The sequence below is a fragment of the Pilosibacter sp. NGB245 genome, assembly GCF_057397225.1.
On record NZ_CM171584.1, the window covers coordinates 1184922 to 1199300 of the forward strand.

General features: G+C 49.9%; 13 protein-coding genes and 1 pseudogene. 11 read left to right on the forward strand and 3 right to left on the reverse strand.

Translation table 11 applies throughout. The features are described from left to right. Positions 1-55 precede the first annotated feature (55 nt). Positions 56-988: a sigma-70 family RNA polymerase sigma factor gene (locus ACXMYH_RS05300; protein ID WP_486555638.1), complete on the reverse strand. Its 933-nt coding sequence runs from the start codon at positions 986-988 to the stop codon at positions 56-58. 248 nt (positions 989-1236) lie between these two features. On the opposite strand from ACXMYH_RS05300, the gene ACXMYH_RS05305 reads away from it, so the two are divergent. The 7 genes from ACXMYH_RS05305 (at position 1237) to mobQ (ending at position 8458) form a co-directional block, all read left to right on the forward strand. Continuing rightward, positions 1237-1446, forward strand: a complete 210-nt coding sequence (locus ACXMYH_RS05305) for a transposon-encoded TnpW family protein (protein ID WP_044930409.1) — start codon at positions 1237-1239, stop codon at positions 1444-1446. Continuing rightward, positions 1443-3485 carry a DUF4368 domain-containing protein gene (locus tag ACXMYH_RS05310; protein WP_486555639.1) on the forward strand — a complete coding sequence of 681 codons (2043 nt, stop codon included), beginning with the start codon at positions 1443-1445 and terminating at the stop codon, positions 3483-3485. Before ACXMYH_RS05305 ends, ACXMYH_RS05310 begins: the two co-directional genes overlap by 4 nt. Positions 3486-3554: 69 nt before the next feature. Beyond that, complete coding sequence (locus ACXMYH_RS05315) at positions 3555-4184, forward strand: CHC2 zinc finger domain-containing protein (RefSeq protein WP_486555640.1); 630 nt, start codon at positions 3555-3557, stop codon at positions 4182-4184. After that, a complete protein-coding gene (locus tag ACXMYH_RS05320; RefSeq protein ID WP_486555641.1) occupies positions 4156-5457 on the forward strand; it encodes a DNA primase family protein in 1302 nt (433 codons plus the stop codon). Before ACXMYH_RS05315 ends, ACXMYH_RS05320 begins: the two co-directional genes overlap by 29 nt. A 514-nt stretch (positions 5458-5971) precedes the next feature. After that, positions 5972-6187, forward strand: coding sequence for a DUF6471 domain-containing protein (locus ACXMYH_RS05325; RefSeq protein WP_486555642.1), 216 nt, complete (start codon positions 5972-5974; stop codon positions 6185-6187). Between the two features lie 14 nt (positions 6188-6201). Next, positions 6202-6408: a DUF3847 domain-containing protein gene (locus tag ACXMYH_RS05330; protein WP_240607600.1), complete on the forward strand. Its 207-nt coding sequence runs from the start codon at positions 6202-6204 to the stop codon at positions 6406-6408. Positions 6409-6763: 355 nt separating this feature from the next. Continuing rightward, positions 6764-8458 (forward strand): MobQ family relaxase, encoded by a 1695-nt coding sequence (mobQ, locus tag ACXMYH_RS05335; protein ID WP_486555643.1) that lies wholly within the window; start codon positions 6764-6766, stop codon positions 8456-8458. Positions 8459-8700: 242 nt separating this feature from the next. On the opposite strand, the gene ACXMYH_RS05340 is transcribed toward mobQ, so the two are convergent. Continuing rightward, the gene (locus tag ACXMYH_RS05340; RefSeq protein ID WP_486555644.1) at positions 8701-9417 is read right to left on the reverse strand and encodes a leucine-rich repeat protein; all 717 of its coding nucleotides are present in this window, start codon (positions 9415-9417) and stop codon (positions 8701-8703) included. A gap of 563 nt (positions 9418-9980) precedes the next feature. Here ACXMYH_RS05340 and ACXMYH_RS05345 point away from each other — a divergent pair. The 4 genes and pseudogenes from ACXMYH_RS05345 to ACXMYH_RS05360 form a co-directional block, all read left to right on the forward strand. Beyond that, positions 9981-11504: pseudogene (locus ACXMYH_RS05345) on the forward strand (recombinase family protein); the annotation flags it as partial. Positions 11505-11695: 191 nt separating this feature from the next. Further along, positions 11696-12058, forward strand: a complete 363-nt coding sequence (locus ACXMYH_RS05350) for a helix-turn-helix domain-containing protein (RefSeq protein WP_005335920.1) — start codon at positions 11696-11698, stop codon at positions 12056-12058. After that, positions 12018-12395 (forward strand): TnpV protein, encoded by a 378-nt coding sequence (locus ACXMYH_RS05355; protein ID WP_005335912.1) that lies wholly within the window; start codon positions 12018-12020, stop codon positions 12393-12395. The genes ACXMYH_RS05350 and ACXMYH_RS05355 overlap by 41 nt, the downstream gene beginning before the upstream one ends. A gap of 29 nt (positions 12396-12424) precedes the next feature. Continuing rightward, entirely contained in the window at positions 12425-13387 is a 963-nt protein-coding gene (locus ACXMYH_RS05360; protein ID WP_005335911.1) for a DUF3658 domain-containing protein, read from the forward strand. A gap of 61 nt (positions 13388-13448) precedes the next feature. Here the strand turns inward: ACXMYH_RS05360 and ACXMYH_RS05365 are convergent, their stop codons facing one another. Continuing rightward, positions 13449-14255, reverse strand: a complete 807-nt coding sequence (locus tag ACXMYH_RS05365) for a helix-turn-helix domain-containing protein (protein WP_008372835.1) — start codon at positions 14253-14255, stop codon at positions 13449-13451. Between the last annotated feature and the right edge of the window lie 124 nt (positions 14256-14379).

Genomic DNA, 14379 nt, shown 5'->3' on the forward strand with positions numbered 1-14379 from the left:
ACGCTGTTCCTCTCAAATCGTAATCTATCTATATATTAACCATATTACTATTGTATCAACCGTCCTTGGCATCGTCAAGGGCGGCTTTCTTTTTTCTCGGCTTTGTTTTGTTCTCCCGGCGAATCACGGCATCCTTGCCCATGGTTTGCAGCAGCGCTTCATATTCCTCCATGAACTCACGCTCCCGCAGGGTAAGGCCATGATCGTTTTCCAGCTTTTCGCTCAGATGCTCATACATCCGCTTTTGCAGCTTTTTCTGAATGGTCATCCGCAGCTTTCGGATGTTTCGGTCGGACTGCCCGCGGATGGCAGCAAGCCTTGTGGTGCTGTATTGCTTGACGAACAGGTAATACAGCACCTCCTTCTGCTCATCACTGAGAGTGAAAAAGAGCTTGGAGAGAAAACGGCTTGCTGTCAGCTCATGCAGCTCGTAGGGACAGGAGAAGATGATATCGAGAAAATTTCCCTGACAGAGCTGGCGGAATCTTGGCAGATTCATCCATAGAGGGGTGATCTTCGGATCAGGCACTGCCTGAAACTCCAACGGAACATCCCCGCGCAGGTTTTCGTGGTCACGCTCTCGGCGTTCCCGATTTCTGTCCAGCTTGTTCCACTCGTCTACCACAGTCAGAAAATCGGATTCCGTCCGGGCTGCTTCCTCCAGCCGCCGCAGAGCCTCTGCACGAATTTCCCGCTTGAGCCGTTTTTCGCTGGTGGGTGCGGCTTCCTCTTCCTCGTCCTCCAGCTCGGCATGATAGTCTCTGGGATGCTCGTCCTGCTCCAGCTCGCTTTCCAGCTCCAGCGTGCGTTCCTCTGCAAGCGCTTCCTCCAGTGTCTCGTCCTCCGGCGCACCGTCAGAGGAATCCTCCCAATCGGCAAAGCCGTCCGCATCCATTTCAAGGCCGGTTTTCTCTATTTGCTCCTCGGCATCTTTTTCCTCCTCGGAAAAATCATCATCCCACAGCAGTTCATCCTCCCATGGCTCCACGACAGCTTCACCTCCCCGAAAAAATATTTTTCTTTTTTTCAAAAACAGTTCCGGTTTACACCCCGTATTTCTCCTATTAGTAGAGAAAGTAATCTTAGCACAAGTTACACAGGTTACTTTCCGAGCCATCAGCGAAGAAAAGGAGGATATGGAGCATGGAAAAGCAACCGAAAGACACGGTTGGCTTACAGCCAACGGAACCAAACACATTATATCAAAAACCAACCAATCACGCAAGGAGGATGCCTATGGAGCAGAACAAACGAGAACAGTTTATCATCCGCCGGATCGGCGGCACCACCTACAAGGTCAGAGTCGTGTTCAACGAAAGTGGCGGCGAGACCATGGAGGATAAAATTTTGCGGATTGTACGCAATGATATGGTTACAAACGACGGAACCTATGGTATAATGGAGACACCACAAATGAGCCGACAGTCTGAAAGGAGCGCATCATGAGCGTGAAACAGACTGAAAGCAAAATTACCGCTCTCTATGAGCGGCTGTCCCGCGACGATGACAACGCCGGGGATAGCAATTCCATCGTGAATCAGAAAAAATACCTCGAAAGCTATGCCCAGCAGAAAGGCTACACCAACTGCCGACACTATACGGACGACGGCTGGAGCGGCGGTAATTTCGAGCGCCCGGCATGGAAGCAGCTCATCGCAGATATTGAGGCAGGCAAAGTCGCCCATGTGATCGTCAAGGATATGAGCCGGGCGGGGCGTGACTATCTGCAAACCGGATTTTACACGGAGGTATTCTTCCGACAGCACGGCGTCCACTTTGTGGCCATCGCCAACAGCGTGGACAGCGATGACCAGAACAGCAACGAGTTTGCCCCCTTCCTCAACATCATGAACGAGTGGTATCTGCGCGACCTGAGCCGCAAGCAGAAAACCGCCATCCGCGTCAAGGGAGAATCCGGCAAGCCCACCACCAACTGTGCCATTTACGGTTACAAGAAAGACCCGGAGAACAAATACCATTGGCTGATCGACGAGGAAGCTGCCGCCGTGGTGCGCCGCATTTTCCGATTGACCATCGAGGGCAAAGGACCCTACGATATTGCCCGTATTCTCTTTGAGGATAAGGTGGAGACGCCCGCCGTGTACTTCGGCAAGCAGGGCAAGGGCATCTGGAAAAGCAAGGAGGAATTTTCCAACCCCTATAACTGGAGTGGCTATGTCGTGGGGCAGATTCTCACCAAGCCGGAGTATATGGGGCATACGGTGAATTTCCGCTCCCACAAGCAGTCCTACAAGGACAAAAACGCCGTGATGAATCCCAGGGAGGACTGGCTGATCTTTGAGGATACCCACGAGGCTATTGTGGACAGGGAAACATGGGAGCTTGCACAAAAGCTCCGCAAGACGCCCAAGCGCATCGACACGCTGGGTGAAGCGAATCCGCTGACTGGTCTTTTGTACTGCGCCGATTGCGGAGAAAAGATGTATAACCATCGCTCCAAAGGCGGCACGGAGAATAATCCCTATCCCTCCGACTTCTTCGATTGTTCCTCCTATACGCTGGCGCATCAGAAACGGACAAGTGCCTGTTTTGGTCACTACATCTCCACCAAGGCCCTGCGCACACTGATTCTGGACACCATCCGCACGGTCAGCACCTTTGCGATTTCCAATCAGGAGGTGTTTATGGAAAAGGTGCGCTCTGCCTCCCAGCTCCGGCAGACGGAAGCGGCCAAGGATGCCAAGCGGAAGCTGAGCAAGGACAAGAAACGCATTGCCGAGCTGGACACCATCATCAAAAAGCTCTATGAATCCTTTGCTGTCGGGCGCATTACCGATGAGCGCTTTGACAGTCTGCTGGCAGATTACGAAGCCGAGCAGAAAGCGCTGCAAGCCTCTGTCACAGAGGCGGAAGAAAGGCTGTCCGCTTTCACAGAGGACACCGCCCGTGTGGAGCAGTTTCTGGAGCTGGCAAGGAAGTACACCGATTTTTCCGAGCTGACCACGCCCATGATCAACGAATTTATTGAGAAAATCATCGTCCACGCCCCAGAGCGCATCGACGGCGACCGGGTGCAGGAGGTAGAAATTCACCTTCGCTTTATCGGGCAGTTCGAGTTACCCGCACCGGAGCTGACCGTGGAAGAAATCAAGCGGCAGGAACAGCTCAAGCGGCACCGCATCAAAAGCCGGGAGCGGTATCAGAAAATCAAGGCTGGAGAACACGCTGTCGGTCAGCCCTTCACGCTGACCTGCAAGTGCTGCGGGCAGGAATTTGCATCCAAGCGGACAAATACCCTGTTTTGCGGCCCCAACTGCCGTGCAAAATTTTACCGGCAGGAGGCGGCGGAGAGCCGCAGCCGGGCGTGTACCTGCGAAAGCTGCGGCAAGGAGTTTATCACAACGAGGTCAGATGTGAAATATTGCAGTGACGATTGTCGGTATGCAGCACAGATCAAGCGGCAGAGCGCACGAAAGAAAGCCTTGCGAGAAGCTAAGAACGAGAAAGAAACGAAAACAGCATAAGAAAAGACGCAGACGGCGGCTTGCCCCAGATCGGGCAGGCCGCCGTTTTTGCGCAGAAATGGAGGTATCATGCGTATTTTTGAAATCGTAAAAGAAAATGTCAATCTGCGGGAGGCGGCAGAACTGTATGGGATCGATGTGAACCGATACGGCAAAGCCCTCTGCCCCTTTCACAACGAACGGAACCCCAGCCTGTATGTGGCGGACGATCACTATTATTGCTTCGCCTGTGGGGAGCACGGAGACGTAATCGACTTTGTAGGCAAGCTGTTTCAGCTTTCGCCCTATGATGCGGCGCGGAAGCTGATGGCAGATTTTCATCTCAGCCCGGACAAGCCGCCCAGCGCAGCGGCGCTCCACGCAAAACGCATCCGAACAGAAGCACAGCAGCTCATGGAAAACGAGCGGCTGTACTTTTCTGTTCTGTCGGATTACGCCCGTGTGCTGCGGGATTGGAAGGTGCGGTATGCGCCGCAATCTCCTGACGCGCCTGTTCACGCACGGTTCATGGAAGCCTGTCACAAGCTCGACGAAACGGAATACTATCTGGATATTCTGTGCGTCGGGGATTCCCACGAACGCGCCAAAGTCGTGCAGCAGCAGATGGCAGACGGCAATCTGGACAGGCTACGACGGAGATTAGAGAAAATTCACAAGGAGGAATTGGAAGATGGATATGACACCGCAGGCGTGGCCTGACTGGTACGACGGCAGACACATCAATGAGGTGCTGTTCTGCCAACAGTTTCTGGAGAAGCACCCCATGAAATGTGTGCGCGGGCGGCTGTTCACGGTAGACGGGCTGATTGAGGACGAGGGACAGATCGGCAATCTTATTCTGGAGGAAATCTCCGGCGTGCTGACCTCCGGCCTGTCCAAAGTCGTGACAAATCTGCTGGCCAGCATCAAGCTGCAAGCGTATTCGCCGCCGCTGCCCATTGAGACGGACCGCATCCATGTTGCCAACGGAACGTATTTCATGGACGGCAGCTTTACCGCCGACAAGAGCTACTGCAACAACCGGCTGACCGTCGCTTATAATCCAAACGCACCCGCCCCGAAAAAGTGGCTGCAATTCCTTTCCGAGCTGCTGCAACCGGAGGATATTCCCACCTTGCAGGAGTTTTTGGGTTACTGCCTGCTGCCGACCACCAAGGGGCAGAAAATGCTCATGTTGATCGGCAAGGGCGGCGAGGGCAAAAGCCGCATTGGTCTTGTCATGCGCTCGCTGCTGGGCGACAGCATGAATACCACCAGCATCCAGAAGGTGGAGAGCAACCGGTTCAGCCGTGCGGATTTGGAAAACAAGCTCCTGATGGTAGATGACGATATGGATATGAGCGCTCTGCCCAAGACCAACTATATCAAATCCATCGTGACCTCCGAGTGCAAGATGGATATGGAGCGCAAGGGTATTCAGAGCTATCAAAGTCAACTCTATGTCCGCTTTCTCTGCTTCGGCAACGGTGCGCTGACCGCCCTGCACGACAAGTCCGACGGTTTCTTTCGCCGCCAGATCGTGCTGACCACCAAAGACCGGCCCGCAGGCAGAGCAGACGATCCGTTTCTGGTGGATAAGCTGCTGCGGGAAAAGAAGGGCATCTTCCTCTGGTGTCTGGAGGGGCTGCGCCGGCTGATCGGGAACAACTATCAGTTCAGCATTTCCGGCAAGGCAAGAGAGAACATGGAGACGGTCAAGCGCAGCAGCAATAACGTGATCGAGTTTCTGCAATCCGAGGGATATATCCGCTTTCGGGCAGACAGCGAAGCCAGCTCCAAGGCGATCTATGAAGCCTATACAAGATGGTGCGATGATAACGCACAGAAGCCCATGTCTGCCAACCGGGTCAGCTCTGAGCTTGCACAAAATGAGCGGCTTTATAACGTGGAGGCCACCAACAATGTCCACGTCGGCGGCAAGCGGGTGCGTGGCTTTATGGGCATTGAGGTGGTCAATCCGCCGCCGTATTAAAAATGAGGAGCGGACTTCAAAATTGCCGTACACGCCGTACACTCTGTACGGCTGTTTTTGATTCCATTCTTAAAAACCATTTTGCTTGAGCGCATCGTGGAGTATTTCACGGCAGCGTGTAAAATCTGCCGCTGAACCGACGGCTGGTACACAAAACCGGCGTACAGAAGCGTACACAAGGTTTTTTTCTGTACCGAGCCGTACATGGCGGCTCAATTTTGCAGCCCCAAAAAACAATGCTTGTGAAATCCGTGAAGATTTTCGCCGCAGGTCGAACGCATTGCACCACCCGGTGATTTACCGAAGCGTGAAGCTGCTGCACCGGACTGTGGCATATCCTGCTGTTCTGTATGTTCTCATGCCGGACGATGAAGCCGATAGGGTGCTGCTGCGTACAGGGCATCACGAACGGAAATCTGAGCGGATTTGCGGCATGGCAGATTTTTCACCGCAAGGCGTACACAGTTCACTTACTCAAAAACCAATATCACGAAAATATGGAGGTAAAAAGTTGATGAAATCCAAACTGAGAAATGAGATCAAGTCGTACATCGTCCGTCAGGGCATGACCATGCAGGAGGTTGTCGATCTGCTGCGGGACGAACACGGCTGGTCTGACAGTGTTTCCAACCTGTCCAATAAGCTCCAGCGGGAATCCCTGCGCTATGTCGAGGCTGTCCAGCTTGCCGACGCGCTGGGCTATGAAATCGTCTGGCAGAAACGAAGATAAGGAGGATTTTTCACATGACGGATACGGAAAAGAAATTGTTGCAGGCACAGCACCGGTTAGAGGAAGCGCAGGCGCGGGATCGTGTCAAGGAGCGCAAAGCCAGAACGCGCAGACTCATTCAGGAGGGTGCAATTCTGGAAAAGGTGCTGCCGGAGGTGCGGACGATGGAGCCGTCTGCGCTGGAGGATTATCTGATGCAGAAGCTACCGCAGCACGATTGAATTCCGCTGGGAGGTCTCCGGGAAACTGGGGGCCTCCCTCTTTTTTCTCCCGTAAGGGCGCACTTACTCACCACCCTGAAGGGACGGTGGTACTTGCCGTTGGCAAGCCGTGCGCTCTCCGAGGGGGACTGCGGCTGCTGCGGCAGCCTCCAGACAATGCCACAGCACCTGCAAGTGCTGCTGTCATCGTCTGCGCGATTGGGCAAATACCGTCGCTTCAACCGACACTATTTCTCCAACCGCCTGCGCAAACCTGCCACCGGCAGCTTTGCCGCAGAGATGGACGGGCCTCCTGCCCGTCCATTTTCTCTTTTGCGAAAGAGAAACAGAAAAAAGGAATCGAGGTAAACGAGACATGGCAATTTATCATCTGGAAGCGAAGGTGGTCAGCCGGGGCGCAGGACGCTCCGCAGTGGCCGCCTCCGCTTATCTGAGCTGTTCCCGCCTCTACAACGATTACGACGGGATACAGCATGACTACACGAAAAAGCAGGGGCTTGTCTGGCAGGAGGTTTTCCTGCCGGAATACGCCCCGCAGGAATGGCAAGATCGTGAAAAGCTCTGGAACGCCGTGGAGGAAGTGGAGACAGCCAAAGACAGCCGTTTGGCACGGGAATTTGTCGTTGCCTTGCCCATAGAGCTGAACCGTGAGGAGCAGATTGAGTTGCTGCAAGAATTTATCCGGGAGCAGTTTGTGGCCGATGGAATGTGCGCCGACGCAGCCATCCACGACACCGACGGTCGCAATCCTCATGCCCACATTCTGCTGACGGTGCGCCCGCTGGATGAACGAGGCAAGTGGCAGTACAAGACCGAGAAGGAATATCTCTGCATGAAAAACGGCGAGGAACGGGGCTTCACCGCTGCTGAGTTCAGGACGGCAAAAAACGATGGATGGGAGAAGCAATATCCCTACAAGGTCGGCAAAAAGAAGGTGTATATGACACCGTCTGATGCCGAGGTGCAGGGGCTTGTTCGGGCTGACAAGCATCCCAAAAGCACCCGCTACGGCAGGCAAAATCCTATCTCCGAGCGCTGGAACAGCGAAGAACAGCTTACAGCATGGCGGGAGGCATGGGCAGATGCGTCCAATCGCTATCTGGAACGCGCCGGGCACGAGGAACGCATTGACCACCGCAGCCATGCAGACCGAGGTTTGACCGAGCAGCCTACCATTCACGAGGGAGTGGTTGCCCGTGCATTGGAGAAGAAGGGTATCATCTCTGACCGCTGTGAAATCAACCGCCAGATCAAGGCTGACAATGCGTTGCTCCGGGAATTGAAAGCGACGGTCAAAAAGCTGATGCAGACAGTGAAGAACAGCGTTCCTGCCATAGCGGAGGCAATGGAAAAGTTGCGAGGCAGTATGCTGATTTTCAGTTATCAGCTTCGTCATATCGGCATTGGCAAGCACAACATCGGTAGGCGTGTCAAGGCAATCAAGCCAGAGTTAGAGCGATATACGGGCTTGGTGCAGCAGATCAAGGCGAAAAGCAAGGAATGTAAAAATCTGCTTGCGGAGAAAAAAGAAACGCCGTTTTATCAGATACCCAAGCTGCATGACCTTTCCCACCGTATCGCAGAGCTGACTGAAGAATTGGAGGAACTGAATACCGAGAAAGAAATGCTGCTCCGTTCTCTGGACTGCGCCGATGATACCGGTATTTCTTCTGTAAAGAAGGATATTGCCGCAATGGAAAGTGCGCTGAAAAAACTGGAAGCGCAGGAGGCAAAGTATTCTGCTGAACTGGATGCCGCACTGAAGGAATACAGCGGATTGAAGGAACAGGCTTCAGAATTTGACGCCGGTGAGCTGATGGAGGCACGGCTTTCCATCCGTGGGGAAAAAGAACGCTCTGCGGTTACTCGTGTGCAGGACGCCTACGGCGAGAAATACGATTCGCTGATGATGTTTGACAGCAAGCGAGATGTTGCAAATCTGCTCCATGAGGAAGCGGAAGCACACTCCGTCCGGGAGCGCCTGCGACAGAAACAACAGACAAAGACGCAACGGCAAAGGAAACCCAAACACTACGAACAGGAACGGTGAATCCCGTTCCTGTTCAGTATTGTAAAACAGCATGGCGGCGTCCTCCCGTGGGCCGCCATGCCTTTAACTGCTGGGAATGACAGAAAGAAAGCAGCGGCCTTGATTTCTCAAAACCGCCACCAGTGAATATAAATTAAGCGTGAAAATGGGTCTGCCCAGCAGCGGTTTTTTTCTTTTCTGCCGCTGGGCAGATGTTTTTTCTTTAGATACATGATAAGAGGAATTTTTGAAGATTAAATGTGTTACTCCACTACGAACGGAATTCCATACTCCTTGGCAAAGGATTCAATATAGCTGTCTGCCGGACCGTAGATGGTGAGGTTGTCGCAACCGTAAAAATTTTCTTCGTCATCAATACTGGTTAGTGCATCTGTAAAGTGGAGTTCCATTAACCGGCAGCAGTTGGTAAATGTACCAATACCTACTAATTCCTGCACATTCTCGCCGAGAATGACTTGACGCAGGTTAGAGCAATTCCCAAAAGTCAGTCCTCTGAATACGGTTACACCCTCACAGATTACAAGTTCCACTGATTCATTGTTCGTAAATACTTCTTCTAATTCTTTTACGCTTTCCGGGATCAATACCGCACGCACAGGGTTATTGTTGGCAAAAACGTAATCATAGAAACCCGTAACCGGCTTGCCCTCAATCTCTTCAGGGATGACAACAACGGTATCGCTGCCCGTATAGCTTCTGATTTTGATACCATCATCCTCTACATCATAGGTGAAGTCTTCTGCCGGAGCGACTGCATGGTTGCGAAGCATTTCTTCGGTGATTGGGGAATTAGGGTCAACCTTGGTGTTCTGCGTCTTGTGATCTTCCTCTTCTGCGGTCACAGTGTTGTCCGTACTGCCGGTCGTGCCATCCGTGGTCTTGCCGCCGCAGGCCGTCATACCCAGCACCAGAACAAGTGTCAGAAACAGCGCTGGAAGCTTCTTATTCATTTTGCTCATGATATTTTCTCCTTTTTGGGATAAGTTTTAAAAAATCAGGAAACACCGCAAATAGGGCCAGAAAACGTTCGATCCAATTACATCTTCCGAAATTCTTGCACCTCCGTTCCAAAGTAACCGGATAAATAATAACGCCAGCTGAAAATAGTTTTGTCGGGATCATTCATTAAATATTCCCAGTATAGGCTCCAAATTACCCATGACGCTTCTTCCGATTCGTTGCGTTTGTTAATGCAGATTACGCACAACATGCATTAGATTTGCAACTTCCATATCCGCTCTCAGATACGCATCCGTCATAAGTGCAGGCAAATCTCTGTAGCACTGGTAAATGTACGGGGTGGAGAGTCCACATCAATACGCCGATTTCAAAAAATATGTCAATATTTTTCGCAGAGTTTGCCACTCTATGTGAGAGCCTGTCTGCTATATTCGAAAACATTATAGCATTTGGATGGGCAAAAATCAATATCAACTAATATTTTAATATTGTTGTTTAGTTTTTCACAGAATCATCAGCAAATTTATTTATCTTTACAATATGGGAAAAATACCCTTGACAAATCTCGTCTCAGAAGCGTATCCTTGAAACCTATGCAAAGCAGAACGGCTTTTCCAATCTGCGCTGGTACACGGACGACGGTTATTCTGGTGCGAACTTTCAAAGACCCGGTTTTCAAGCCATGCTTGCGGACATTGAAGCCGGAAAAGTCGGGACAGTTATCGTAAAGGATATGTCGAGGTTAGGGCGAAACTACCTGCAAGTGGGAATGTACACGGAAATGATTTTCCCACAGAAAGGTGTCCGCTTCATCGCTATCAATGACGGAGTGGACAGCGCACAGGGCGACAATGACTTTGCCCCGCTGCGGAATATCTTTAACGAATGGCTGGTGAGAGATACGAGCAAGAAAATCAAAGCAGTAAAACGCTCAAAAGGCATGAATGGCAAGCCCATCACAAGCAAGCCTGTGTATGGCTACCTCATGGACGAGGATGAAAATTTCATTATTGACGAGGAAGCTGCACCCGTAGTCAAGCAGATATACAACCTCTGTCTTGCCGGGAATGGTCCGACCAAGATAGCCCGTATGCTCACAGAGCAGCAAATCCCCACGCCGGGAACGCTTGAATACCGCAGGACGGGCAGCACCCGCCGCTACCACCCCGGCTATGAGTGCAAGTGGGCGACCAATACCGTAGTGCATATCCTTGAAAACCGGGAATACACAGGCTGTCTGGTAAATTTCAAGACAGAAAAACTTTCTTACAAAGTCAAGCACAGTGTAGAAAATCCCCCGGAAAAGCAAGTGATTTTCGAGAACCACCACGAGCCTATCATAGACACCCAAACATGGGAACGGGTGCAGGAGCTTCGCAAACAGCGCAAACGCCCAAACCGCTATGATGAAGTGGGTTTGTTCTCCGGCATACTGTTCTGTGCGGACTGCGGCAGCGTGATGTATCAGCAGCGATACCAGACGGACAAGCGCAAGCAGGACTGTTATATCTGCGGCAACTACAAGAAACGCACCCATGACTGTACGGCGCACTTTATCCGCACCGACCTCTTGACCGCTGGTGTACTCTCCAATCTGCGGAAAGTGACCAGCTATGCGGCAAAGCATGAAGCCCGGTTTATGAAACTCTTGATTGAGCAGAACGAGGACGGGGGCAAACGCAGGAACGCCGCCAAGAAAAAGGAACTGGAAGCCTCCGAGAAACGCATAGCCGAGTTATCCGCTATCTTCAAGCGGCTGTATGAGGACAGCGTGACCGGGCGCATATCAGACGAGCGTTTCACAGAGCTGTCGGCAGACTATGAAGCAGAGCAACGGGAGCTGAAAGAAAGAGCCGCTGCTATTCAAGCGGAGCTTTCCAAAGCACAGGAAGCCACCGTGAACGCAGAAAAGTTTATGAATGTTGTCCGGCGGCATACCAGCTTTGAAGAACTTACCCCTACTCTGCTGCGGGAGTTTGTAGAGAAAATCGTTGTGCATGAGTGCAGCTATGACGAGAACAAGACCCGCAGACAGGACATTGAGATTTATTATTCTTTTGTTGGCAAGGTGGACTTGCCCGAATAACCGCCCGACCTATCCGACACAATGCGCAAGTGCCGGATAGGAACGGCAAAATTTTTTACACTTCTATTACTTCTTTATCGCACATCAGTAAAGTCACAGGGTATCAAGCAGTTCATGGCTAATTAAAGGGAACAAAAAGAAAGGGAATGCACAATCCAGACGGTATCAGCGGCAGGCTACAAGAATAAATTGTGATTTCACAAGATTGGTGTTATAATAAGAGAAAAGTTCCTGCCGGGGCAACCGCCCCGGTGGTATGGATAGAAAGGCAGGAAAACAATATGCACATCAGCTATAAACCACTCTGGCACACACTGTTAGAGCGTGATATGAGAAAAGAGGATTTAAGGCTTGCTGCTGGTATGACAACAAATATGATTGCCAACATGAGCAAAGAGGGAAAGCACATCAGCATGGATACATTAGCCCGTATCTGTGAAACTCTGAATTGTGAGATTACTGATGTGATTGAGTTAGTACCAGACGAGCCTGCTTCCACAGGAGGTAAGGAACATGAGCGAATTGAAACCAAGAATAACGGAAAACGGAATTGATTATATCCTTGTCGGAGATTACTACATTCCAGGCTTGAAACTGCCGGAGGAACACCGCCCTATCGGAAAGTACGGACGAATGCACCGGGAATATTTAAGAGAAGTCCACCCAGCCAGATTGAATACATTGATACTGACCGGAGAATTGTTGACATATCTTGCAGACCTGAATGAACAGGCACAAAAACGGTTAGACACTATCATGGAGCAGATGAAAGCTACCGAGGGCGTGACAGAGGAATTGAAGTGTACCCGACAAATGGAATGGGTGCAGCGTTGCAATAACATTCACAACAGGGCAGAAGAAATTGTTTTGTATGAGATGATTTATTCATAACGGGAGCAATTAAATCGGAGGTATATAAGATGATTGAAATTGTATTTGGTGAAAGTGCCTGTGGAAGTTTGAAAATTGCCCAAACTTACGGCAAGGGAAAGTATAGAGGAAGTGCTGTTTCAATATTTATGAGGCACGAAGACGGGAGTGTTCCATCTTCAGATGAAATGAAAAAGGCACAGCTTCAAGCACAGGAACAAGAACGCATTGCTTGGGAGAATGCTATTCCATTGGGAGGCAAGAGCAGTGATGTTTATTGTTTTGATATGGCTCTTAGTGTGGGAGATATTTCTGATAATGGAATTGGCGAACAGCGGAAAAATATTTTCAAGAAAATGCTGTCTGTCTGCTTTGTAGAGGATTTAGATTATCAGGTTGAAGAAAAAATACAGAAAATTAAAACTACATTGACCTCAGTGATTGAACGATATGTAGCTGGGGAAGAAATTCGCATTTGGTATAGCTATAATCCAGATGAGCTTTGTGGTATGTATTGGCTTATGAAACAACTTCAACCATTAAACTGCCAGACAACAATTTATTTGGTTAAGTTACCTACATGGGAATATGGAAAAGAAAATACTATGACATCCAAAATAGCATGGGGCGAGGTCTCTCCTGGCGAATGGGGAAACTATATAACTCTACAAGAGAAAGCTAATCCTGTATTTCTTTCAGCTTGTACTATGAAATGGAATCAACTTCAAAATGAAAATGCACCTTTGCGTGCAATGTTAAATGGTAAATTGCAAAGCGTTTCAGAAGATATATATGATAGTTTCATTCTTCGTGAAATTGCGGAACAGCCAGAGCAATTCAAAATGGCTATTGTCATAGGTAATGTTTTAGGAAAATATCAACTTGGAATTAGTGATGTATGGATTTCCAATCGCATTGATAAAATGCTTGAAGATGGTGTGTTGGAAATTATACAGGACGCACCAAAGGGAGAAACAAATTATCGCCGAATATTAAGAAAACGAATGAAATAATAACCACAGCACAAACCGCTGCTACATGGAATCCAACAAACCATGCAACAGCGGTTTTCCTTTACCGTTTTTTCCTCTGGCTGATAGGCGTTCCCATTTTCTTTGATTTTTTGAGAATACGAATGAACCAGCGAAATTCTTCTTCTGACAGGTTTTTATAGTTGATACCAAGCTGCTTGCAGTAAAGGATAACCAGTTTTTCATCTCGACTGCCCTTGAAATTTTCGACCGCTTCCAGATTTTCTTTCAGTTCATCGGCAACGGTAGTTTGGGGCGCACTCTCGCTGTCCTTTTTGTGGAATTCCCGAATATCCCGGATAATCAGGTTGAGGTCATCCAGAACCATGTGACTGAAATACTCATCATCACTGATATGTGCGGCTTGCAGCACCTTCAAATGCGGGTCATCTTCGCCGGGGCGATACCGTTCAATAATTTCATGCCGGACGGTATCAACAAGGGAGTTGAGATTTTGGATTTGCATGGTGGCAATCCCGTCCACATAAATCTCAATGTCCGCAAGAAACTTGATAAAGTCCTTATGGGTGGCAAGTTCGCAGAGCAGACGGTTGTTAATCCGACCGCTTTTCAGCAGTGCCACCATCTCATCGTTCAAATGCAGCTCCGTCAGTGGCGTGTTGATCTGCTCCCTGTTCTCTGTCCGGCACAGCAGATAATCGACGGAAACCCCATAGAAGTCTGCCAGCGTGATAAGGTTGCCATGATTGATTTCCTTATAATCCTCTTTTTCATAACTGCCAAGGGCTGATTTAGAAATGCCCGTCAGCTTTGATAGTTCTTCCAGATTTAAGCCTTTGTCTTTGCGGAGTTCCCAAAGGCGTTCCTGTATGCTTGTTGCAACTTTCATGGGCGCACGCTCCTTTCCGGTGGTTTTATTTCTGCCGTTTAACTGGATTATATCACACTTTCCGCAATCGTGGAAATTTCTGATTTTCCCCCTGATTCCTACTTTGTGGATATACGGCACAGGG